Annotated in this window: 19 protein-coding genes, 1 other RNA gene, 5 pseudogenes and 1 riboswitch; of the genes and pseudogenes, 2 read left to right on the plus strand and 23 right to left on the minus strand. The window is 40.6% G+C overall.

What is annotated here, in order from left to right:
• Positions 1-38: 38 nt before the first annotated feature.
• The 8 genes and pseudogenes from PROCOU_RS03950 to PROCOU_RS03980 form a co-directional block, all read right to left on the minus strand.
• On the minus strand, positions 39-1,343 hold the full coding sequence (locus tag PROCOU_RS03950; protein ID WP_036069796.1) for a nucleobase:cation symporter-2 family protein: 1,305 nt from the start codon (positions 1,341-1,343) through the stop codon (positions 39-41).
• A 3-nt stretch (positions 1,344-1,346) separates the two neighbouring features.
• Positions 1,347-1,925, minus strand: coding sequence for a xanthine phosphoribosyltransferase (locus tag PROCOU_RS03955; protein ID WP_036069798.1), 579 nt, complete (start codon positions 1,923-1,925; stop codon positions 1,347-1,349).
• A 111-nt stretch (positions 1,926-2,036) separates the two neighbouring features.
• Positions 2,037-2,138: riboswitch (purine riboswitch) on the minus strand.
• A gap of 80 nt (positions 2,139-2,218) precedes the next feature.
• Entirely contained in the window at positions 2,219-3,739 is a 1,521-nt protein-coding gene (locus tag PROCOU_RS03960; RefSeq protein WP_036069799.1) for a carboxypeptidase M32, read from the minus strand.
• 18 nt (positions 3,740-3,757) lie between these two features.
• Positions 3,758-4,896: pseudogene (locus PROCOU_RS03965) on the minus strand (THUMP domain-containing class I SAM-dependent RNA methyltransferase).
• Between the two features lie 166 nt (positions 4,897-5,062).
• Positions 5,063-5,446, minus strand: an RNA gene (gene rnpB, locus PROCOU_RS17030) — RNase P RNA component class B.
• A 22-nt stretch (positions 5,447-5,468) separates the two neighbouring features.
• Entirely contained in the window at positions 5,469-5,801 is a 333-nt protein-coding gene (gpsB, locus tag PROCOU_RS03970) for a cell division regulator GpsB (protein ID WP_036069801.1), read from the minus strand.
• A 131-nt stretch (positions 5,802-5,932) separates the two neighbouring features.
• A complete protein-coding gene (locus PROCOU_RS03975) occupies positions 5,933-6,481 on the minus strand; it encodes an SLOG family protein (protein ID WP_036069803.1) in 549 nt (182 codons plus the stop codon).
• Positions 6,478-6,828: a YppE family protein gene (locus tag PROCOU_RS03980; protein WP_036069805.1), complete on the minus strand. Its 351-nt coding sequence runs from the start codon at positions 6,826-6,828 to the stop codon at positions 6,478-6,480. Before PROCOU_RS03980 ends, PROCOU_RS03975 begins: the two co-directional genes overlap by 4 nt.
• 323 nt (positions 6,829-7,151) lie before the next feature.
• On the opposite strand from PROCOU_RS03980, the pseudogene recU reads away from it, so the two are divergent.
• Positions 7,152-7,755 (plus strand): annotated as a pseudogene (recU, locus tag PROCOU_RS03985) (Holliday junction resolvase RecU).
• Between the two features lie 36 nt (positions 7,756-7,791).
• Positions 7,792-10,390 (plus strand): annotated as a pseudogene (locus PROCOU_RS03990) (transglycosylase domain-containing protein).
• An 81-nt stretch (positions 10,391-10,471) separates the two neighbouring features.
• Here PROCOU_RS03990 and PROCOU_RS03995 read toward each other — a convergent pair.
• The 15 genes and pseudogenes from PROCOU_RS03995 to mgsA form a co-directional block, all read right to left on the minus strand.
• The gene (locus tag PROCOU_RS03995) at positions 10,472-10,963 is read right to left on the minus strand and encodes a YpoC family protein (RefSeq protein WP_036069807.1); all 492 of its coding nucleotides are present in this window, start codon (positions 10,961-10,963) and stop codon (positions 10,472-10,474) included.
• Positions 10,956-11,615, minus strand: coding sequence for an endonuclease III (gene nth, locus PROCOU_RS04000; protein WP_036069809.1), 660 nt, complete (start codon positions 11,613-11,615; stop codon positions 10,956-10,958). Before nth ends, PROCOU_RS03995 begins: the two co-directional genes overlap by 8 nt.
• Positions 11,616-11,619: 4 nt before the next feature.
• Complete coding sequence (locus tag PROCOU_RS04005; protein ID WP_036069843.1) at positions 11,620-12,345, minus strand: DnaD domain-containing protein; 726 nt, start codon at positions 12,343-12,345, stop codon at positions 11,620-11,622.
• Between the two features lie 236 nt (positions 12,346-12,581).
• A complete protein-coding gene (gene asnS, locus PROCOU_RS04010) occupies positions 12,582-13,874 on the minus strand; it encodes an asparagine--tRNA ligase (protein ID WP_036069810.1) in 1,293 nt (430 codons plus the stop codon).
• A gap of 11 nt (positions 13,875-13,885) precedes the next feature.
• On the minus strand, positions 13,886-15,070 hold the full coding sequence (locus PROCOU_RS04015) for a pyridoxal phosphate-dependent aminotransferase (RefSeq protein ID WP_036069812.1): 1,185 nt from the start codon (positions 15,068-15,070) through the stop codon (positions 13,886-13,888).
• Between the two features lie 29 nt (positions 15,071-15,099).
• Positions 15,100-15,618, minus strand: coding sequence for a cell wall elongation regulator TseB-like domain-containing protein (locus PROCOU_RS04020; RefSeq protein WP_376700383.1), 519 nt, complete (start codon positions 15,616-15,618; stop codon positions 15,100-15,102).
• An 86-nt stretch (positions 15,619-15,704) separates the two neighbouring features.
• A pseudogene (dinG, locus tag PROCOU_RS19015) lies at positions 15,705-18,484 on the minus strand (ATP-dependent DNA helicase DinG).
• A gap of 54 nt (positions 18,485-18,538) precedes the next feature.
• A complete protein-coding gene (gene panD / locus PROCOU_RS04030) occupies positions 18,539-18,922 on the minus strand; it encodes an aspartate 1-decarboxylase (protein WP_036069815.1) in 384 nt (127 codons plus the stop codon).
• A 1-nt stretch (position 18,923) separates the two neighbouring features.
• Complete coding sequence (gene panC, locus PROCOU_RS04035; protein WP_036069816.1) at positions 18,924-19,772, minus strand: pantoate--beta-alanine ligase; 849 nt, start codon at positions 19,770-19,772, stop codon at positions 18,924-18,926.
• Between the two features lies 1 nt (position 19,773).
• Positions 19,774-20,607, minus strand: coding sequence for a 3-methyl-2-oxobutanoate hydroxymethyltransferase (gene panB, locus PROCOU_RS04040; protein ID WP_036069846.1), 834 nt, complete (start codon positions 20,605-20,607; stop codon positions 19,774-19,776).
• 487 nt (positions 20,608-21,094) lie between these two features.
• Positions 21,095-21,517, minus strand: coding sequence for a thioredoxin family protein (locus tag PROCOU_RS04045; protein ID WP_036069818.1), 423 nt, complete (start codon positions 21,515-21,517; stop codon positions 21,095-21,097).
• Positions 21,518-21,535: 18 nt separating this feature from the next.
• A complete protein-coding gene (locus tag PROCOU_RS04050) occupies positions 21,536-22,054 on the minus strand; it encodes a GNAT family N-acetyltransferase (protein WP_036069821.1) in 519 nt (172 codons plus the stop codon).
• A gap of 184 nt (positions 22,055-22,238) precedes the next feature.
• A complete protein-coding gene (locus PROCOU_RS04055) occupies positions 22,239-23,213 on the minus strand; it encodes a biotin--[acetyl-CoA-carboxylase] ligase (RefSeq protein WP_036069822.1) in 975 nt (324 codons plus the stop codon).
• Entirely contained in the window at positions 23,191-24,375 is a 1,185-nt protein-coding gene (locus PROCOU_RS04060) for a CCA tRNA nucleotidyltransferase (RefSeq protein WP_036069823.1), read from the minus strand. The genes PROCOU_RS04055 and PROCOU_RS04060 overlap by 23 nt, the downstream gene beginning before the upstream one ends.
• Before the next feature lie 10 nt (positions 24,376-24,385).
• Positions 24,386-24,791, minus strand: a pseudogene (gene mgsA, locus PROCOU_RS04065) (methylglyoxal synthase).
• Between the last annotated feature and the right edge of the window lie 3 nt (positions 24,792-24,794).

Genomic DNA, 24,794 nt, shown 5'->3' on the forward strand with positions numbered 1-24,794 from the left:
ACCCTCATTATACCATAGAAATCAGCCATAAACGAACGCTACACATCAATACGCGCCGGCTCCCCAGCTTCTTTTTCGTTGCGATGCGGAATCATGTTAAAGATAATATTTAGTACAATCGCTGTAATACTACCAGCCACAATCCCATTACTTGTAAACAATTGAATAAAATCTGGCAACACTTTGAAAAGATCTGGAACAACCGTCACACCGAGACCAACACCTACAGAACAAGCAATAATTAGTAAGTTTTCCTGTGATGTGAAGTTAACTTTGCCAAGCATCTTAATCCCCTGCGCCACAACCATTCCAAACATGGCAACCATTGCCCCACCGAGAACTGGCGTCGGAATAATTGTCGTGACCGCGCCTACTTTTGGCAATAAACCAAGCACGATTAAAATCCCGGCTGTTACGTAAATCACCTTGCGCGTCTTAATGCCAGATAACTGTACTAAACCAACATTTTGAGAATAAGCTGTGTACGGAAACGTATTGAAAATCCCGCCTAAAACAATAGCCAGCCCCTCTGCACGATATCCTTTTGTTAAATCCGATTTCTCTAGCTTACGTTTTGTAATATCCGAAAGCGCGAAATAAACGCCCGTTGATTCCACCATACTGACTAATGCAATCAAAATCATCGTCAAAATGGCCGCCCAATTGAATGTCGGCATACCGAAATAAAATGGCGTAGGCACATGAAACATCGGCGCATCTACAACTGGCTGTACTGAAATACCACGATAAATTGCCGCAAAAACAGACCCCGCAACGAGCCCAATCAAAACTGCAATTGCCTTACTAAAGCCACGACCAAAACGATATACTAAAATAATCACGAGCAACGTCCCAAAACCTAATCCTAAATTGTAAAGCGAACCAAAATCCGCAGATCCTTGACCACCAGCTAAATTATTAATCGCTACCGGAATCAATGTCAAGCCAATAATGGTGACAACTGAGCCCGTCACAACAGGTGGGAAGAATCTCACAACCATCGAAAAGAATGGTGCAATTAGAACAACAAAAATTCCGGATACAATAATTGAGCCATAAATCGCCCCAACTCCATACTGCTCACCAATCAAAATAATCGGTGCAATTGCCTGAACCGCACACCCTAAAACAACTGGCAATCCAATTCCAAAAAAGCGATTCATCGTCAATTGCAATAAAGTCGCAATCCCACACATAAAAATATCAATGGAAACTAAATATGTCATCTGTGCACTTGTAAACCCAAGCGCACCACCAATCAGAAGCGGTACAATAACTGCCCCAGCATACATCGCTAATACATGTTGAAAACCAAGTGCTGCAATTCTCCCATTACCAAACATCTCTTATTCCCCCTCCACAAAACGAATTTGTTCATTTTCCAGAGAAGCAATCCGTGCTAATGAATAGATTGGATAACCCGTTTTTTCAAGCAATGCCCGCCCTTGTTGAAAAGACTTTTCAATCACAATACCAATACCTAAAACCTTAGCTTCTGACTGTTCTGCCACTTCTAGCAAGCCTAAGACCGCCTGCCCATTCGCTAAGAAATCATCAATAAGTAGAATTTTATCCGAATTGCCTAAGAAATTTTTTGAAATTGAAATATCGTTTGTCTCTTGCTTCGTAAATGAATACACACTGCTCGTATATAAATTTTCCGTTAACGTTAATGACTTTTTCTTCCTTGCAAAAACAACCGGAACACCTAATTCTAGCCCAGCAAAAACAGCGGGTGCAATACCGGAGGACTCAATTGTTACTATTTTTGTGATTCCCATATTTTTAAACCGGTCTGCAAATTCTTTTCCAACAGCCTGCATTAAAATAGGATCGATTTGATGATTCAAGAAAGAATCGACTTTCAATACGTTACCAGGCAAAACAGTACCTCGATTTTTGATGTGTTCTTCTAACAATTTCACAGCTTGATGACCCCTCTCTGAATTTAAAGAGCGCGGGAACGAAAAACGCCCACTACTCATACTAATAATGAGAAGTAGACGTAAAAAAGCGGTATAATTAACCACTCAATATAAAACGTTACTCTCACTCATAGTCCGGTCATTTACGGTAACCGGGTAGAAACTTGCTGTCCATATCACAGCTTTTATATAAGTGGTTTTCCGCGGTACAAGACCGCAATATAATCTAGTTATTCCATTATTATAGCTTTCAACAAATTACGGGTCAACCTTGTTTTTCAATGAAAACGCCATCACGCCTCATTCAATTTATAAATGAATTCGTAGCGGTCATTTAGTAGTTGAATTAAATAATCTGGATTTAATCCCTCACCTGTCGTCTCCTCTAGGATCTCTAACGGTTTCTTAAGCATTCCGTACTGATGCACATGCTCCGTCAACCACTCGCGAATTGGAGAATAATCATCACTAGAAAGAATTTCCGAAATGTTTGGAATATCTTTTGAGAGCGTCGCAAACAATTGTGCTGCATACATATAACCTAGCGCATATGACGGGAAATAACCAAAATCGCCACCAGACCAGTGAATATCTTGTAAAATACCATCCGCATCCGTTTTTGGGCGAACACCAAGATACGCCTCATATTTATCATTCCAAGCATCGCGTAATTCATCGACACCAATTTCTCCATTCATAATCGCCTTCTCCAACTCGTAACGAATCATAATATGGAGCGGGTAAGTCAGCGTATCCGCCTCAATCCGAATCAACGAACTTTCTGAAAGATTTACTGCACGATAAAACTCCTGCACAGAAATGTCATCAAATTCCGGTGCCGTAATCTCTTGAAAGTCCTTATAATTACTCTGCCAAAATTCAAAACTCGAGCCTAAAATAATTTCATAAAATAGTGATTGTGATTCATGAATACCCATCGAAGCACCATTTGCAAGCGGTGTTCCAACCAAGTCGGGACTAATATTCTGTTCGTAAATTGCATGTCCGCCTTCGTGAATAATTCCAAAAATAGCCATTTTGAAATTCGCTTCATCATAACGCGTTGTAATACGTACATCACCAATATTAAGGCCTGTCGCAAACGGATGCACTGTATCATCCAAACGGCCCGCCTCAAAATCAAACCCCATTTTAGCTAAAATACGTTCGCTAAACTCTTTTTGTTTAGCTCTCGATACTTTTTTATGAAGTAGTGTTCCGTCCGGTTGATAGCTTGCAGTTGCTACCTTTTTACGCAGCGTCAAAATCGAGTTCCTTAGTTTGGCAAAAACCTCATCCAAAACAGCAACTGTCATACCTGGCTCATATTGATCCAGCAACGTGTCATAAGGATTATCCTGATAACCCCAGTATTCTACAAAGTGGCGCTTACTTGCAATAATCTTCTCCAAGTACGGCTTAAATAACTCATAATCATTCGTTTCACGTGCTGCCGTCCACACCGTTTCTGCCTGCGCTACTAATCTCGTATACGCCTCATATTCATTCGCTGGAATCTTCTTATTTAAATCATATTCCTTCTTGCACGCTTCCAAAGAGCGACATGTAACATCAGATAAATTCGCTCTTTCTATCCAAAGGCCCGCAATAAAAGCCGCCATTTCCTCCGAAACCTTCATTTTGAAAATTTCGCCACTCAGCGTCCCAATCACTTCCGAACGTTGTGTTGCCCCTTTTTCAGGTGCACCAGTCCGAAGATCCCAATAAACTAAGCTAAGCGCCTCTTCAAACGCACTAATTTTTTTCACATAATCCAAAAATTCCTGTTCTAGTTCTTGTAAACTCTCCGACATTCTGATTCCCCACTTTCTTTAATTTCTACGTGGCGGTCTTGGTCCCCAATATTGATACAAATCCGTCCGTAAATAACCATTATATAGTTTACGTTTCTTCGTTGCTCGTTTCGCGTAAACCTCCTCAAACATTTCATAACTTGTCAACACATAGACAGACCAAGTGGGCATATCTCGATACACTGCACGCATTTCACGATACAATTCTCGAACTGACCCTTCGTCCTCTAAACGCTCGCCATAAGGCGGATTGGCAACGATAACCCCATACTCTTTTTCCGTCGTAAAATCAGCTACTTGCATTTGCTTAAATTCGATCACATCTTCAAGCCCAGCTTTAAGAGCGTTCTGCTTCGAAATTTCAATCATGCGATGATCAATATCCGTACCCACTATATCAAGCGGCTGCTCATAATTCGCCGCAGCTTCAGCTTCCGAACGAGCCTCTTTCCAAATATTCGCAGACATCCAATCCCAAGTCTCACAGACAAAGTCACGACGCAAACCAGGTGCGATATTCCGTCCAATCCAAGCCGCCTCAATCGGAATTGTCCCAGAACCACAAACCGGATCATAAAACGGGCGATCTGGATGCCAACTCGTAAGTAAAACCAGGGCCGCAGCCATCGTTTCCTTCAGCGGAGCACCACCTTGACCAACACGATATCCGCGTTTATGTAATCCAGCACCACTCGTATCCAACGTGATCGTAACCTCGTCCTTCAAAATAGAGACCTCGAGCTTAAAAAGTGCCCCTGATTCCATCAAGCGTCCCTGCCTACGATACTTCTCACTCAAACGACTCACAATCGCTTTTTTCGTGATAGCTTGGCAATTCGGCACACTAAAAGCGTTGACTTCACTGATTTTCCAGCAACAGGAAAGTTCGCATCAAGGGGCAATAAATCCTCCCAGGGTAACGCCTTTGTATGTTCAAATAACTCATCAAACGTTGTTGCCTTAAAGCGCCCCACAACAATTTTCACACGATCAGCCACACGAAGCCATAAGTTTGCCTTCGCAATTGCCATTTCGTCCCCTTTAAAATAAACCTTTCCGTTATCTACTTCACACTCATAGCCTAGTCTGCGAACCTCTTTTGCCACAATCGCCTCGAGTCCAGCCGCAGCTGTTGCCACTAATTCAAATTCCCTCATAATCGCCATCCTCACCTTATAAAATCTAAAAAAGAGCTGCTCCAAAGGCACACGCTCCTAGTCACACACAGTGTACTAAGTTATGGCATCTCTTAAACCTAAGAAATCGACCATACGTCCGACTTTGAAACAGCCCTCATTTTTTTAATTCATCCTGATAATAGCGTTTTGTAAGCCATGTTCTGTACTTCTGTGATTACAGGGTCACACAAAAGTGGTAATCATCTATCTGCACATAACGGTGAAGCTATGTACCTCGTCCCTCGTTGTTATTCCTCAGGAAAAGTGCCCCTACCAATATTTGGGTTTCTCGCTCGTGGGGTTTACCTCGTTCCACTTCCACCATTTCTGATGAAACTTCGTCACTGTGGCACTTTCAAGGTTCGAACACCATATCCGAAGACTTAGGTGCGTCACCTGCCGTCAAACCGCTAAACGGAATGCCCTGGCTTATTGTTTGACCAGGCACGATCACTACGGGCAATTTCAGCACCGTGCGAGCATGGACTTTCCTCTGTTTTCATAGGGAAAACAGCAATTACCCAAACGCTATCTCAATTATTCTAACACGTTTATTGATTGTCGTCTAGCTTATTTCCAAAAACATGTTTTTCTAAGTTGCTCAAGCGTTTTAGGATATCAAAATTTGTTGTACCAGCAGGTTGTGAATTTTGTTGAAAACTCGGTGCTACCACCGCTTTTGGCGCATCCTCTAATTCCGAACGAAGGCGCAGATTTTCTTGTTGCAAAGCTTCAATTTCTTGTGAAAAAGTACTATAATCATTAATCACTTTATCTAGAAATTCATCGACATCTTCCGGGTTGTAGCCACGAAGACCTGTTTTAAATTCTTTTTCTAAAATCTCTTTGCCAGTCAAATTATATTCAAATTGTTCAGAAGCCATTTAACTTCACCTCTATATCTAGTTTCTATATGCTAACGCCACCTAGTGTTAAACTCACGTTACATAACTCTATTTTTTCAAAGTTCTGCTCATTTGTCAATTTATAATCCTTCATTTTCTAAAAAAGACACTTAAAAATCAGCATTTAGCGATTCTACAACTTCCTGCAATTCGTAAAAATCAATTAACAAAATCGGATAATCTTCACTTTCAGCATATACTTTTGCCTTTTCATAAAAAAACTTGGGCGCACCCTCCCGCTCCGTATCATAAACAAGCAGCGTTCCGTCGGTATGATCCAACACAAATTGATCCTTCAGCTGAAACTGACTCGGATTCTCATACTCCCGCTTAGTCACAGCCGCTACATAATTTGCCGCTCCAACAACCTCATTGTACCAAAGTTGATTGCCTTCATTCCAATTACTTTCCTGATTCAAAAACGGCATCAAAACTGCTAATTTCAAAGCACACTCCTCTTTATTCAACTCAGCAACCACCTCGCCGGCCCAGAGCTCCACGCCCATTTGCCCTGAAATAATCACCCACTCCAAGCCATCGTCCATTAACCCCAACAGCCTACGCTTTATCGCCTCTTTAATAAATATTGCTTCTGGCGCATCTCGTTTAAAAATACCCAATTCAAAATTCTTATAACCTGAAACGAAAACCGACTTCATAACGCCTTCTCCAAAACTCGCTTCAACGTATACTCCACCGATTGGTAATGATCATTGAAATGTTTATAAAACGATTTTCCATTAAACGCGCTGACTGCAATCATTTGTATATTTTCAGCTACCTGCTCTAGTTGCGCCTGCCCGAGATATGTTGGGCGCGCCGTATTCACCCATGGAATAACAAGCGCCAACCACTGATCAGATGTCTCCTTCACTGCATCAACAAATGGCTTCATATCTTTATAAAAATCAAATGTTTGTTGGTCCGCACGGTTAGCCAAATAAAGCTCCCAAATAGCCTCATTATGTTCTAACATATTTATTGTTAAGTCTTTTATTTCACTCATATAAAACCCATTCCTTCTATATAAAAGTATGAGGATAGCATAACATATTTTATGGCAATAGCCCATTTTTCTAATGAGGGATATATTAAAAATTACGGTAAAATCCCTGAAACAAAAAAAAATTTTAACCTTTTTCGAAACAGAGGGAATCCAATGCGAAGGTACGTTCTGTCTTGCTTTTCGCTATCTCCTCGAAATTTAAGAAAACACTTCTAGGCAGATTCCCTCTATCATTTTCATTTATATTTGTTATAATAGGTTGTAGTCCAAATTAAGAATGGCTAGTTCTGCCATTCTATCGATTTAAAAGAGGTGAAACACGGATGGCCATACGATATCCTAATGGAAAAAAGTATCAGCCGAATACACCTGCTTCCTCCAATGCACAAAAAAAAGACGGTCTCTTACGGAAAGCGTGGCATGTCACTCGAGCAAGATCTAAACGACACGAATACCTACTATCTCACTCATGGGCTAGCTGTGATTCATAAGAAACCCACCCCTGTGCAAATCGTTGGTGTTGATTATCCAAAACGAAGTAGTGCAAAAATTAAGGAAGCCTACTTTAAAACACCATCCACCACGGACTATAATGGTGTTTACCAAGGAAAGTATATCGACTTTGAAGCAAAAGAGACTAAAAATACGAGCTCTTTTCCTCTTAGCAACTTTCATCAGCATCAATTAACTCATATGGAAAGCGTCCTAAAACAAGGCGGTATCGTTTTTGTTATCATTGCTTTTCAAACACTTGGTGAGGTTTACTTTATGCCTTTCGAATGTTTTCAGCCATTTTGGCAACGAATGCTCGATGGTGGAAGAAAATCAGTAACCCATCAAGAATTAAAGCACGTTGCAGACCAAATTCCTTATGGTCTAAATCCGAGGTTAGACTATCTACAGATTATTAAAAAGCATTATTTTTAAAACAGTCGCCTCAACATTAAAGGAGAGAAATTTTCTATGGCAGATAAACCGCAGACAAGATCTCAGTACCGCAATAGCCAAGCAAAGCAACCTGAGACAAGCAAACCAAAAGGGAAAGGAAAACTTATCACTGGAAATATTTTCAAAGTGATATTCTTTACTGCACTCTTTCTCGCATTTGCAGGCATTGCTGGTGGTGCAAGCGCATTTTATTCGTATGCAAAAGAAGCGCCAAAACTGACAGATTCCAAATTGCGTGACCCTCTTTCATCAAAGATTTTAGATAAGAATGGAGATGTCTACGCAGAAATCGGTAAAGAACGCCGGGAATATATTGAGTATAAAGATATCCCAAAACAGCTAGAAAACGCAGTCTTATCAACGGAAGATTCCCGCTTTTATGAGCATAATGGAATGGACCCAATACGACTTGCGAGTGCAGCAGTAGGCAATATCACTGGTGGCTTTGGTTCCCAAGGTGCTAGTACATTAACACAGCAAATCATTAAAATGTCCTATCTAGATTACACAAACAAAACACTCGATCGTAAAGCACAAGAAGCGTGGATGGCTATCCAGCTTGAACAGAAATACAGCAAACACGAATTGCTAGAAATCTATATCAATAAAGTATATTTATCCGACGGTATTCATGGTATGGAAACAGCCGCTGAGCATTACTATGGCAAAAAACTAAAAGATTTGAATTTGGCACAAACAGCTTTAATCGCTGGTATGCCACAGAGCCCTAACCGTTTTAATCCGTTTGAGAATCCAGATTTAGCGAAAAAGCGTCGCGATATCGTCTTGACATTAATGTATAACAACAATAAAATTTCAAAGTCAGAAATGGAAGCCACTCAGGCAATTCCTATTACAGACGGCTTAGTAGACGAAGCTACACGTAAACAAAAAACATACGCTTATGATACGTATGTCGATCAAGTTATCGATGAGATTGGTGATAAGTATAATCCATTTACAGACGGCTTAACAATCTATACTGCACTCGATCCAGATGCCCAGAAATACACAGAAAAAATGTTAAACACGAATGAAGTTATTAACTATCCTGATGCGAAATTCCAAGCTGGTGTTGTTATCATGGATACAGAAACCGGTCGTGTGCAAGCTCTTGGTGGCGGACGTGACACTAGCAAAAAGAAAGTATCACGCGGACTTAATCGTGCAACCGATATTAAACGCCAACCAGGTTCTACAATGAAGCCCATCTTAGGCTACGCACCAGCTATTGAGTACTTAGACTGGTCAACTGCTCATATTTTAGATGATGCCCCATATCAATACTCCAGTGGACAAGAATTGCGAAATTATGATTCTGGTTACCTTGGAGAAATGTCGATGCGTCGCGCACTCTATTTATCCCGTAACGTCCCTGCTGTGAAAGCCTCTAAAGAAGTTGGCTATGATCGTGCACGTGACTTTGCGAATAACCTCGGTTTAAATTATAAAGAAGTTTACGAATCAACAGTAATCGGTAGTGGTGAAGCTTCCCCTATTCAAATGGCTGGTGCTTATGCAACATTTGGTAATGGCGGTGTCTACAATAAGCCGCATACTGTTACTAAGATCCTTCTTTCTGATGGCGAAACAGAAGTCAACATGGAACCTGAATCTGTTGTTGCAATGAAAGCATCAACAGCCTACATGATTAGCGATATGCTAAAAGATGTTCTGACACAGGGTACCGGTACGCGGGCAAATGTCCCTGGCTGGAATATTGCCGGTAAAACTGGTACAACAAACTACGATGAAAACATCCGTATCCAAAATGGCATTCCAAGTGACGGTACGCCTGATGCATGGTTTGTTGGTTATTCTCCTCGATACACTGTATCGATTTGGACCGGCTATGACGAACCAAATAAGAATTACCTGTCACCAAGCGAGACACGTATTGCAGCCTATATGTTTAAAGCAACGATGGAGCATCTCGTTTCTGGCGAGAAAAATCCCGACTTCAAAAAACCTAGCAACGTCAATGAGATTCCGGTTATCATTGGTACCAATCCAATTGTACGTGCATCATCCGGTGCTAGTGGTGGAAACATCTCTTATGAGCTATTCCTAGATGGAACTATCCCATCAAGATCAGCTGCTGAGAAGAAACCAGATACAAAAACAGATGACGAAAAAGCCTCAGAGGAAGCTGCTAAAAAAAGCCGCACGAGAAAAAGAGCAGAAAGATAAAGAGAAGTCTGAATCTGAAAGACTGAAAAAACAACAAGAAGAAGCCGAAAAGCAAGCCGCAGAAGCAGAAGCACAGAGAACAGCATTGCAAGCACCTGCTGGTTTAAATGGCTCATACAACGCAGCTAACAAAACCATTTCCGCTAGTTGGGCATCCAATGGTCCTGGTGTCACATACGATGTTAGCGTTAACGGTCAAACCCAGAATTATGCTACAACTTCAATTACTGTAAGTGGTGGCTCCCCTGGTTCTAGCGTCGTCATCATGGTTGTTCCAGTAAAAGATGGTAAACGAGGATCACCAGCAACGACTACCGTTGCGATTCCTGCTGACCCAACACCACCTGACACATCAACTAATGATGATACTAATACGAATGACACACCAAACAATGACACAACGACACCACCTCCTGCTAATTAGAATTGGAGGAAAGCCACTCTGCTTTGGCAGGGTGGCTTTTTTTGGCTATCAAAAAACGCACCTCAAATTGAAATGCGTTCTCTAGATTCCTTTAAGCACTAACTTCCTTTGCTCTTGCACTAATTCATTTAGCTGTTTAAATGCGGGATAACCATCTGATTTATCCATAATAAAATGGAGCCGTTCCTCTAAATTCATTGGCACAAGTTCCAATGTTTTCATATGTTTATCAAGCTCATCTAGCTGGACAGGCCTCCTATTGCTCCAAAAAAGCATCGATAGGTAAATACCTAAGCCATCACGAATAATCGATAAATCAGGCTTCTCTCTCAATTTAAAGGAGGCATCCAGCTCTTGCACAACATTTCTCCACTGCTTTGCCAGCCGTCGACAAGCTTGCTCTGGATTTGTGTGCCACGGCATCTCACCGCGGCCTCGCGTATAAAAAAGTTGTTCCTGCCAAAAAGGTAATCCTGTAACAAAAATCGATCCCTCATCTATTTCTTCTGTTGCCACATGAGGTGTTCTAAACAAAGGATGCATCAATTCTTTCGCATATTGAAAATCAGCCATCAAAACCTCTCGCTTTCGCTTGTTTTTTACCTTCTCGACAAAGGTATAGAAGTGGGCATGTAGAACATTCTGGTTTTTTCGCTTTACAGTGGTAGCGTCCGAAAAAAATCAAATCATGGTGCGCCTCTGACCACATTTCTTTTGGTAGCTTTCGCATTAAAGTCTTCTCAACTTCGATTACAGAGTCCTTCCAACGACAAATTCCCAAACGTTTAGAAACCCGCTCTACATGCGTATCAACAGCAATTGCGGGAACCCCAAATCCAACAGAAAGCACAACATTCGCAGTCTTTCTACCGACACCTGGAAGACTCTCCAACTCCGCATGTGTTCGTGGTACCTCACCATCAAATTCCATCATAATTTTATGAGATAGAGCTTGAATATTTTTCGCTTTGTTGCGATACAAGCCTATGGAACGAATATCATTTTCGAGCTCTTCCACCGGCACACTAATGTAGTCTCTCGGTTCGTGATATTTCTCAAAAAGCGATGCTGTAACACGATTCACTAAAATATCTGTACATTGCGCAGAAAGGACAACAGCAACTAGTAATTCAAATGTATTCTTATGCTCAAGCTCACAATGGGCGGTAGGAAACATCTCTGCCATTGTCTTGATGCACATCACAGTTTCTTTATTTGTTAACATGTGTTCACCCTTTTCTCTTGTCTAGCCAGTCATAGAGTGGAATCGAATTCTCACTTTTCCTCACCCTCGTCACATTGCTTTTATCTGGCGCATTGCTTGCTACTTGTTCATGAAAAGCCACAGATGCCGCCCGTGCCTGCTCTGGTGTTTTAATATTTTTCCGATTCCAGTTAAGCAAAATTCGATCCATATAGCGAAAACTTAATTTTTGGGAAAGAACAGCTTCTTTTAAAGCCTCACGAATCAATTCTGGGCTATTATGATCCTGATCAATCCAAGCAGATAACATTTCGGCTTCCATTGGAGATAGCGGTCGTCCAAACTCCTGCTCAAATTGTGAGTATAAACTCATTTGTTCTGTTTCTTGGAATACGATATTTTGCTCTAGATACATGTTCTCGAAAAAAATCATTAACTTCTCCAAAAGCGGATCTAGCGTATAGCTTTCTGTAAAGACCTGCTCCCCTTCATTCACTTGCTTAATTGATATAAAGTGCTTATTCACTAATGCTTGAATAATGCGAAAAGCTTTTTCTGTACTAAGCGTTGTTCGTTCAGCAATTTCTTCCATCGATGGAAAATAGATTCCTTTTTCAAGAAACGAATGTAGTTGTATAATAATAACAAACTCTTGCTCATCCATTCCAATTTTGGCGTAATTCTCCACTAATACTTGTGATAGCGTCACATTACCCGCATTTAACCATTTTTGCATTATTTTATTGTCCATCATGAAACACCTCATTAAAATTATACCACGAAAAACAAGAGAAACGTGATGAAAAACCTTTTTTGGGTGATTTTTTGTTTTTTTTAGTCTACAGAGAAATAATTTTTCATGTGTTTTTGAAAGAAAACAGCCAGTAACGGCACAAAATAATCTTGTACTGTTACTGGCTGTTGCATTTTTTACTGATTGAGAGATTTTTTTATCCAAGATGCCCGACATTTTTACACGTCTATCCATTATGGATACAATCTGTTCAGCAGTCTCGGGAATGGTATCGTTTCACGAACATGCTCGGTTCCTGAAATCCAAGCAACCGTTCTTTCCAAGCCTAAACCAAAACCAGAGTGTGGCACAGAACCATAGCGAGCTAAATCTAAATACCAGCTATAAGCTTCTAAATCTAAATCGAATTCTTTCATACGCGCCTCTAAAATCGCTAACTCGTGAATACGCTCTGATCCACCGATAATTTCTCCGTATCCTTCAGGTGCAATCAAATCGGCACATAAAACGACTTCTCTATTGTTCGGATCTTCCGGCATATAAAATGGCTTGATGGCTTTCGGATAATGTGTAATGAAAACTGGTTTTTCAAAATTATCCGCAATAGCCGTTTCGTGCGGCGCCCCAAAATCATCGCCCCATTCGATATCTTCAAATCCTAATTTCTTAAGTAATGTAATTGCCTCTGTATACGTAATACGTGGAAACGGCGCAACCATTTTTTCTAAATGAGAAATATCTCGGCCTAATCGCTCTAATTCTAGACGGCAATTCTTAAGCACTGCTGAAACAAGAAATGCTACATAATCTTCTTGCACTTTCAAGCTATCCTCTAATTTGTAAAAAGCCATTTCAGGTTCAATCATCCAGAATTCAATTAAATGACGGCGTGTTTTTGATTTCTCAGCACGGAAAGTTGGCCCGAATGAAAATACTTTTCCAAATGCCATCGCTGCGGCTTCCATGTATAATTGACCACTTTGGGATAAGAAGGCATCCTCTTCGAAATATTTCGTATGGAATAACTCAGTTGTTCCTTCTGGTGCACTTCCTGTCAAAATTGGTGGATCAATTTTTAAGAATCCTTCCTTGTTAAAAAATTCATATGTCGCACGAATAATCTCATTACGAATTTTCATAATCGCATGCTGACGGTTAGAACGCAACCATAAGTGACGATGGTCCATCAAAAATTCCGTACCATGTTCTTTTGGTGTAATTGGGTAATCCACAGACTCACTAATTACTTCGATCCCCGTTACAGCCATTTCATAACCAAAAGGGGAGCGCGCATCTTCGTGAATCGTCCCAGTTATATAAAGACTCGTTTCCTGTGATATCCCTTTAGCTATATGAAAAAGCTCTTCACCGACCTCTTCTTTCACAACAACACCTTGCATAAATCCGGTTCCGTCACGTAATTGCAAGAAAGCAATCTTACCACTAGAACGTTTGTTGCTGAGCCAACCTCCAATTTTCACTTCTTTATTCACATAATTTCCAGCTTGGTTAATCGTAATTTGCATGTTTACACTCCCTAATTTTTCATAAAATCTTTCATTCGATCAAGCGCTTGTTCAAATAGTGATGGGTCTGTCGCATAAGAAATCCGAATGTAGTCTGGCATACCAAATCCTGATCCTGGCACAACCGCGACAAACGCATCATCTAACAAACTTTTTGAAAATGCATCAACATCAGCAAAACCTTTCATACGCGCCGCTTCTGCTACATCAATAAAGAAGTAAAAAGCACCGCTCGGTTTCTTCGGTTTAAATCCAGGAATTGACTCTAATACTGGATAAAAACGCTCCATTCGCTCTTCAAAAGCTTGGTACATACTTTCAGGTACCGTTTGATTGCCATTATAAGCTTCAGCTGCACCATACTGAGCATTCGCTGTTGGATTACTCGTCATATGATCTGCAAGTTTCCCCATACTCGCAATGATTGACTCAGTGGCAGCGGCATAGCCAATACGCCAGCCAGTCATCGCATAAGCCTTCGACACGCCATTGATCACGATAGTCAATTGATACAGCGCGTCGCTTAATGAAGCAATCGACACCAAATCCTTCTTATCACCATAATATAACTTCTCATAAATCTCGTCAGAAACAACATAGATACCATGTTCCTCCGCTACTTTTCCAATCGCCATAAGTTCTGCTTTCGAGTATGTCATGCCTGTTGGATTATTAGGCGAATTAAGCACAATAGCTCTCGTTTTTGGCGTTACAGCCTTTTCGAAATCTTCTGCGGATATCTTGAAATCCGCATCAAAACCTGTCTCTACAAAAATTGGCACACCACCAGCAAGCTTGATTTGTTCTGGATAAGTTACCCAGTAAGGTACAGGCACTATAACCTCATCCCCAGGATTCAGAATGGCTTGAAAAGCACAATAAAGCACATGTTTTGCACCGGTTCCAACAAAAATTTGATTCGGCTTATATGCTAGTCCCTGATCTTGTTGTAACTTTCCAATAATAGCCTGCTTTAATTCTGGTATTCCCGATGTTGCCGTATATTTCGTAAACCCTTTGTTCATCGAATCTACAGCAGCATCAATAATGTTTTGCGGTGTATTGAAGTCTGGCTCCCCAGCTCCCAGACCGATCACATCAATACCAGCTTGCTTCATTTCTCTTGCTTTCGCTGTAATCGCAAGTGTTGGCGACGCAGCAATTTCTTGGACACGTTTCGATAGCGGTAGGTCCATGCACGTTCCCTCCTAAATTCTAAAAAGTTTTATAAATTCTCAATTGCTCGGTACCAATCTCCGGTTTCAAAATCTACATCAAAATAATTCAAATTATTATCTTTATCTAAATAGGAAATCTCCCAAATTGGTACCCCTTTATCCATACCGAGTGTCACATTTAAAATCTTAACTGGACTCTTCTCCTGCTTCACCTTAGCGATTGCCTCATCTTTCGAAATACCATCTTTTGCATATTTAACAACCACAGTTCCCTTCTTACTCTTTGGAACCCAAACAATAATGTTTTTATTTTTACTGTTCTTCCCAGTCAGCACATAGTACACACCATTTGCACCATTATATAAGTAAAAATCCTCTTGTTCTTTCAAATCTACTTTGCCTTCAATTCGTGCAAGTGCTTCCTTTTCATCTGCGCGAACTGGTTTTTGCGCGCTGTAGAAAAAGATGAAAAATCCTGCTGTCACCACAGCAATTGCAGCAATACTAATCCAAATCCACTTCCAGTAACTTTTTTGATTACTTTTTCGCAACATATCTACTCTCATTTCTATTAGCTTTACGCTGTTGTCGCCTATTTCTAGCCTAGATTCATTATAGCAATACCTTCACGATATTTGAAGCGAAAAAACAGTTATTCAAAAAATTTCTTCACTTCCTCCAATAATTCTAACTCCCTCCCTTTTATAATTGGAACCTCTGGAATCGAATGCAAGAACGTTTTTCCAAAAGCAGTCGTATCTACTCTATTATCAAAAACAAAAACAATCCCACGATCAGTCTCTCTGCGAATCAGTCTTCCGAACCCTTGCTTGAAACGAAGCACGGCCTCTGGTAAAGAATATGTCTGGAATGCATTTAAGCCCATTTTTTTGCGTAAAGCAATCTGAGCTTTCGTATATGAATCTTCAAGTGGTGCAAATGGCAAACGAACGATGACTAAACACGATAAATCATCTCCTGGAATGTCTACTCCCTCCCAAAAACTCATCGTTCCTAGTAGGATAGCCTTATCAAAAGCAAGGAATTGTTTCGTTAAGCGTGCAGGGCTTCCAGACGATACCCCTTGAGCTAAAATGCGGTATTCTGCAATAGACGCATCCTGACTCATTTTCCGATATGTTTTTTGAAGCATCTCGTGAGCTGTAAAGAGTACTAACATACGGCCTGATGTTTCTCTTGCAATAGCGCTAAGATACAAAGCTAGCCTACTTGTATACTCCTCCACAGGCGTTCCTTTTACAGGCAACATGTCAGAAGGAATAAGTATCCGCGCATTTTCTTTATAGCAAAATGGTGATTTTATTTGCTCCGTGGCAATGCCCTCATCAAGCCCTAGTTCCTTTCTAATATAAGCGAAAGAATCATCTACCGTCAATGTAGCAGATGTCAAAACAACCGACTTTTTAGCATCAAAAAAAGTCCTTCTGTAGCGTATGATTCACCTGCACAATATTAGCTCTAAGTCGCACACTACCAAGTGCCTTATTCCGATCAGACTCAATATAAAGCATCATTGCCTCTTCCTTTTCATAAAGCATGCGAGATAATTGATTTTCAGCACGTTTCCAGTCTAGTACAAACGAATAAACCTCTTCTAGGAACACTGACTCCCCTTCACTAAATTTGTCCGCCTCACGTTTCCCATAAGCCAAAACATCATCAAGTGTCGAGCTAACTTCTTTCATAAGCAGTAATACTTTCTCGCCAGCAAAAAAACAACGCTGTATCCAATTTTTCATCGATTACATTCTCGACCAATAGTAACTCTGTCGTATTTTTATTCGCCTTTAGTAACTTCTGTGCTAACAGTAAAAACAGTTCCTCTAATGCTTCTTCCAATTTTAATACCGCAATCTCAATATCAAAAAGTTGGTGTTTTTCCGGAAACATCATTTCTAAGCGTTTTAATATGGCTTCTTTCCCAAGCGTACCTAAACGATTCATGAAAAATTTCATTCGTCGATAAGAAAAGACAAAACTCTGTTGCGCCCTCGCTGCATCCGTGAAATGATGTGCCTCATCAATAATTGCATACTCATAATCTGGTAGCCATTTCCCACCACCAAAATGATCCTGTAAGAGTAATGCGTGATTCACGATAATTAAGTCCGCCGCTTTTGCTTGTTTCTGATTGAATAAGTAAAAATCATATGGCAACCAAGGATCTTTTTGTGGGGATAAAAACCAACCGGTATGCTTCATTCGATTCCAAAAAAGTTGCCCACCACTAGATAAATTTACCTCACCAATATCCCCCGTTGTTGTCTCTGTCAACCAAACAAGCAATTGCATCTTCGTTAACACAACATCATATGTCTTATCCACCTCAGACAGTAACTGTTCAAATTTAAATAGGTTGATATAGTGATCTCTTCCTTTTAACACGACAGCCTTTACATCAAAATGAGTCAATGCAGTAAGTAGTGGGATATCTTTATGAAATATTTGGGATTGTAAAAGATTCGTATATGTACTAATCACAATTGGAATTTGATGCTCTTTCGCAAAATAAATTGCTGGTAAAGAATATCCTAGCGTTTTGCCAATCCCCGTTCCTGCTTCAATAAGCACGTTAGCTTCATTTCTCCAAGATGCCATAATTGTATCCATCATCAAAAATTGGCCTGCTCGAGGTGTTAATGTTTCATTTACCGCTTGAAAAAGTGCTATTTTTTCCTCCTCTGACTTAGGGTAGTACATATTATCAGCTCGACTATATTGCGCTTCTTGTATGCTTTTTTGCCGAATCACAATCCCTCTATATTCTGTCCATTTTGCATCTAGCGCTGCCAATTCACGCTCTTTACGCATCTCTATTTCAAAGAGTAGTTCCGCAAGATAACCGGTCAAATGCTGCGATAACGTTGTCAACTTACGAATAGTCGCTAATGGTAATGTCTCTAACTTCTCCAAAAATAGTAATAAGAGCTCCGCCGTAACACGCGCATCACTGTCAGCTCGGTGTGGGGCATCGTGGCTAAATCCGAATTCATCCGCTAAGTCTTGAAGTTTAAAACTATCAACAGTTGGATACATAATTCGCGCTAATTCCACTGTGTCTAAAAGCTTCATTTTTAATGGTGCTTCACCAGCTTCACGCATCTCCTTTTGAAGAAATGTCCAATCAAAACTCACATTGTGGGCAACAAAAATGCCACCATCAATCAATGCATGGATAATGGAAGACACATCTTCAAAAAGAGGCGCATCTTTCACATCTTTATCTGATATTCCTGTCAGTTCTTTAATAAAAGGAGGAATCCGCTTTTCTGGATTTAAAAACGTGGAAAACTGGTCTATAATTTCGCCTTTCTCAACAATACAAGCCGAAAATTGAATAATCTTATCTGCCTTATTCGCCTGATTCCCAGTAGTCTCCAAATCTACAACAATGTATCTTTTATTTTTCATGCTTATCCCCCCTCTTCCTGACTAGGCAACCAGTATCAAGCCTAGTATCATCAATCACAATACCATTTGTGCTTTTTCCTCTGGTAATGTCTTTACAATTTCGTTGTCCTCATTTAAAACTACAATCTTAGGCTGATGACTCGCTACTTCTTCTTCTGAAAAAATACCATACGCCATAATAATAACTGTATCCCCCACCTGAGTCATCCTAGCAGCTGCACCGTTCAAACAAATAATACCACTATTTCGTTCACCTGGTATAATATACGTCTCCAAACGTGCACCATTATTATTGTTTACAATCTGTACCTTCTCATTCGGTAACATATCTACAGCCTCCAGAATGGCCTCATCAATCGTGATACTCCCAACGTAGTTCAGGTTGGCTTCCGTCACTGTGGCTCGGTGAATCTTACCGTGCATCATCGACCGCATCATATCAGACACCTCCTATTATTTCATTATCAATAAGTCTGGCTTTGGAATATTGAACACAAATGGCTATTACTATTGGCTTTTCCCAATCTTCAATAGCTTCAAACGATGGATACTGATACATATCCAAATAAACAATCTTTTTGTGCGATCTATTCCGATTAATAATAGTTCTGATATTCGCCAAAATACCTGCCTGATCGCGCAATTCTACAACCTCATTTCGAGCCTTTAAAAGCGCTTCGTGAATAGTCGATGCCTCTTTACGCTCTTGCTCCGTCAAATAAACATTACGCGAACTTTTAGCCAGTCCATCTTCTTCTCTAACAGTTGGAATGATTCGAATAACTAGTGGGAAAAAATAATCGGCCACAAAACCTTGAACAACAGCAACTTGTTGCGCATCCTTCTGTCCAAAATATGCACTATCTGGTTGCACAAGATGAAAAAATTTCGCTAAAACCGTTAAGACACCGTCAAAATGTCCTTCACGAAGCGCACCATCTAATACAGAAACCCTTCTCTTCGCGTGAATTGTCGCTGTTAACCTATCAGGATACATCATTTCTACAGATGGTAAAAACAAAATATCAATACCGTGTTCCTCTGCAAAACTTTTATCTCGCATCTCATCACGCGGATAACTTTCAAAATCTTCCGTTGGTCCAAATTGTGTTGGGTTGACAAAAATACTCATGACAACCACATCATTTTCCTCATTAGCAGCTTTAGCCAGAGCTAAATGCCCTTCATGCAAATAACCCATTGTTGGTACAAAACCAATCGTTCGGCCATTCTTTTTGTGCAAAGCAATTGCCAATTTTAGTGTTTCTATGTCGCGTATGATTTTCATCTCATTCGCCCCCATATAAACCTTTTAATGTCTCTTCGCTCATCGTGAATGTATGCTCCAATGCAGGAAAAACGCCAGATTTAACGTCACGAACGTAGCTTGAAAGTGCATCATGAATGACACTATCCACATCATCATAGGTCTTTACAAATTTAGCTACTCGATTTGTACCATATTGAATAATATCATGATACACAAGTACTTGACCGTCCACACTTGCGCCTGCACCAATACCAATCGTTGGAATTGAAATGGTTTTGGCTACTTCTTTTGCCAGCTGTCTTGGAATGGCCTCTAGCACAAGTGCGATAGCTCCAGCATCCTCGGCCTCTTTCGCCTGCTTTAGCAAGTCTTGTGCTGCTTCTTTTGATTTCGCTTGTACTTTATAACTTCCCGTCAATCCAACTGTTTGTGGTGTCAAACCCAGATGAGCAACAACAGCAACTCCTCCCGCACTCAGATACGAAATTTTCGCGAATACATCGCCTGCGCCTTCTAATTTAAGCGCATTGGCTCCTGTTTCTTGAATGATTTGACGAGCATTCCTAATTGTTTCTTCTACCGAACCGTGGTAACTCAAGAAAGGCATATCCGTAACAATAAATGTATTTGGTGCACCACGCCGAACAGCTTTCGTGTGATGAATCATGTCAGCAACCGTTACAGGTATAGTGGAGTCGTACCCCAAAACAACCATTCCTAGAGAGTCTCCCACAAGAATCATATCAACCTTTGCTCTTTCAGCATTCTTTGCAGAAGGATAATCGTAAGCTGTTACCATCGTTATCCTTTCTTGTTCCTTTTTCATCTGCACAAAATCAACAGGTTTTTTCATTTCAATCGACTCCTTTTGTCTCTGTCCATAATGGATCAAAGCAAAATATTTGTAATCAAAGAAAGCATGTACCGTTCTCATTCAGATACAGCCAATAGTTGCTTTCCTCCTTGCTATAGTATCATATTTCAAGCTGTTTCGAAAGTTCTTAAACTGACTACTATAAAGAAAAGAGGAGCTGAGACATAACCCAAATAAATCGGCGACAAGCGCTCGCATTCAGGGGATTTGGCGGACTTCCGGTTCTGCTACGCAATACTTGCTACGCTTAACTTCTTGCATGGTCGAGGAAAGTCCCCTCTTCCTGCTTTCAGTCATCACATACACGAGTATGCTCCGCTTCCGGCTTCCACCAAATCCCCTGAATACAAACGCTTTCGCTCGATTTGTGTCAAGCAAGACTTACATCCTACCCTCAAAAAGGGAATCCTGATATCTTGCTTATTTTTGTGTAGAAATGAGTTTTGTCCCGCCCTTTTCTCGTTCTCTATCTACCGTATTTTTCAAACCACGATTTCAAAGCTACCTTATCGTCATTACCATCGTAACGTGCAATTTCTTTGCCATTTTCTAGGTAGAAAATAACCGGAACTGTTTTCACCTTCATATCTTGTAAAAATACTTTTGTCTTATCCTCTTCTTTTTCTCGCGCAGCATCTGTGTCAAAGTAAGCTAAACGCATATCCTTATCCTTCAAAACACTATCTAAAGTAGGTTGAAAAGCTTGACAATCCGGGCAAGTTGGTCTGCCAATATAAACAAAACCACTCTCTTTATTGTCCAGTTTTGCTTGAAATTCGGCTAAGGTTATCTTATCCAATTGTTTGCTGTCCTCTGTATTTTTACTCCCACACGCCGCCAGCAATAAAAAAATACCTACAACGCTTATTAATAATAATTTCTTCATCATTGCTTAAATCTCCTCTTCTTAGATTGGTAGAATCAAATGAATATCTAATGGTTCTAATTCAAATAAATACATATCTGGTGGATTTGCTAATTCTGCACCTAAACGCAAGTAAAAATCTACCGTATTTCGAACAGGTGTTGCAGAAATATATAACTCTTTTGCGCCAAGTTCTTTAGCCTCCTGCGAAATAATATCGATAAGCCTTCTACCAAGACCCTGTCTCCGGTAATCATGGCTAACATATAACATATCCAGTTTCATTGTTTTACTATCAATTAAGTAACTTTCTAACGATACTAATCCTACTAGCACATTTTCCTCGTAAGCCCCAATAATGATGCCATCTCGGTCAAAAAGGGATTGCAATCGTTGTTCATAGATGGTCAATTCACTTTCCAGCCAACCACTAATGTCGTAATACTCCTTCACTAATTGTAGCGCTTGATTCTTAATGTAGTACACTTCTTCCACCAGTTCTTTGCGATCAATCGTCCTTAACTGAGATAACTCCTCACGAACCAACCATTTAAACTCCATTCGCCAGCTCTCCTTTTACGCTATTTTTTCTTAGTATAACTGAGTACTTGTCAAAAGAAAAAATGCTAAAAAAGGAATTTAACTCGACTCTTACTAGCAATCGGTTGGTTCTATCGCCTGAGTCTCATTTTTTGAGGTCTTCCGTGTTTTTTGACACTCCATTACCAATCAAAAAAGGAATTTACTAACCTAGCAAAATATCTGCTGAATAAATCTCATGTTCTTCCCCCACGGCATCTTGAACAATCAGCACACCCGCGTCTGATATTCCTTTGACAGTCCCCCGAATTTCACCTTTTAATGTCTTCGCTACAATCTTTTCACTAAAAGGAATGGCTCGTGCTTCCCATAACAGCTTGATTGGCGCAAAACCTTGATCTAAGAACAACTTATAGAATTTCTCTAATTGAACAACGATTTCGCCATAAAGTGCTCCCCTAGAAACTGGATGCCCGACTAGAATAGCTAGAGAAGTTGCTTTATCGCGTAATTCTTCGGGGAAGAGGGCTTGATTGACATTAATTCCTGTCCCGATGATAACTGCGTTTACTTGCTCTGCTTCTGCTTGCATTTCTGTTAAAACGCCACATACTTTACGCTTATTAATATAAATATCGTTTGGCCATTTAATCTGTGGTTCTAATCCTGTGATATTCTCAATTGCCTCTGCAACAGCTAGCGATGCAATAAACGTGAACTGAGGGACTTGTTGCATTGGGATTTCAGGCTTTAGAATCGTACTCATCCAAATCCCGGTTCCTTTTTGTGAATTCCAAGGTCTTGCTAGCCGGCCTTTACCAGCAGTTTGTTGATCGGCAATGACGACCGTCCCATCCACTGCACCTTCACCAACTAGTTGATGGGCGATGACTTGTGTAGATGTCACTTCTGGATAAAAAGCCACTTGCTGACCAATAAATTCAGTTTTAGCGCGAAAATAAAGCATATCCTCTGTAAAAATTTCCGCAGCCGGTTTAATAGCATAGCCACTTCCACGCTTTGCCTCAATATCAAAGCCAGCTTTTTTTAATTCTTCTATCTGCTTCCATACAGCTGTTCGGCTACAATTCAGTGCGTCTGCAATCTCTTGCCCTGAAACTAGTCCGCCGTCAGCTACTCGAAACACATCTAATAGTTTACGTCGATTCGTCGATAACATGCTCCACCCATCCTTTAATATCAGCTTGTGTGTTTTTGACTTTCAATTCAATGACCGCTTGATCCAATTTCGCTAAAAGCTCTTTTAGCCAGGGACCCCCTTTTTTTCCGGTCCATTTCATCACATCATCGCCACTCACATTAATTTCCCTACGTGACTGTACAGGAAGCGATTCAAATCGTAACTTTAAAGCAATCCAATCTGTCTCGCCTGCTCGAATAAATCGCGCTTTTTCAATCAATTCCACCGTATGCATTCCAGTAGCAAATAATTCATAATCGCTCCACTCTTGCTTATCAGCTAGATCGTAGGCCTTTGCTACTGCACGAATCAATTTAGTTGGCAATTTCCACGCGCGCAAAAAAGAAATGACATTATCTGGTTTAACAGCCAGTGTGACAGTAAGCCACATTGTCTCATCATCGCAAATAGCTGCCAAATTCCAGACGCTCAAGCTATGAATCGCTTCACCTTGATTGGCAAAACCGGGTAAATAAGGCAACATATCGAGCTCAATGATTAATGGTAATGCAACTTTAACCGCCTCACCTCGCATCAATTTTACAAACTCTACAGTAATCCTTTCTATCGCTATGTTTTTTAAAAGGGTTATATTTTGTTGCATTGCCTCATATGTACGCCTTTCCAGCGAGAAACCTAACTGGCTCACAAAACGAACACCACGCATCATTCGTAGTGCATCTTCATGAAATCGTTCCCAAGGCTCACCAACGGCTCGAATTTGTTTATTCATCATATCTTTTTGACCATCAAATGGATCGATGAAACGGCCGTCAAGCCCCATCGCAATAGCATTCATTGTAAAATCGCGACGCTCTAAATCTTTCTCCAAAGAGCGGATAAAAACCACTTCATCCGGGCGCCTGAAATCGGCATACGTTCCCTCTGTCCGAAATGTCGTAATTTCATATATTTCACCCGCTTCTAACACAGAAACCGTTCCATGCTCAATCCCCGTATCAAAAGTCCGCATGAAAACTTGCTTCACTTCTTCTGGAAAAGCACTCGTCGCGATATCAATGTCTGCTACATCTCGTTCTAACAGCGTATCGCGTACGGAGCCACCAACAAAATAAGCCTCAAAACCGGCCTGTTCTAGTTTTGCTAAAACAGGAACAGCCTTCTTAAAAATTTCTTTCATCCATAAACTCCTATTCCTCGTTACGTCTTAAATCGCGCCAATCCATAAACCCTTCCTGCAAACCGCGCAATAAAACTTCCGCTGTTCCGATATTGGTCGCAAGTGGAATTTCATAAACATCACATAATCGAATAAGCGCTGTCACATCAGGTTCATGCGGTTGCGCTGCGAGTGGATCACGTAAAAAAAATCACCAAATCCATCTTGTTCTCTGAAATCCTAGAACCAATTTGTTGATCACCACCAAGAGGTCCTGACTGAAAGCGGTGTACCGAAAGTCCAGTCGCCTCCATAATCCGCAAGCCAGTCGTTCCTGTCGCGAATAAGGTATGTGGCTCTAAAATGATTTTGTAAGCAAGTGTGAGCTCCATCATCAATTCTTTTTTACGATCGTGTGCGATTAAGGCAATGTTCATGTG

Source organism: Listeria rocourtiae FSL F6-920 (genome assembly GCF_000525975.1).
Taxonomy (GTDB): domain Bacteria; phylum Bacillota; class Bacilli; order Lactobacillales; family Listeriaceae; genus Listeria_A; species Listeria_A rocourtiae.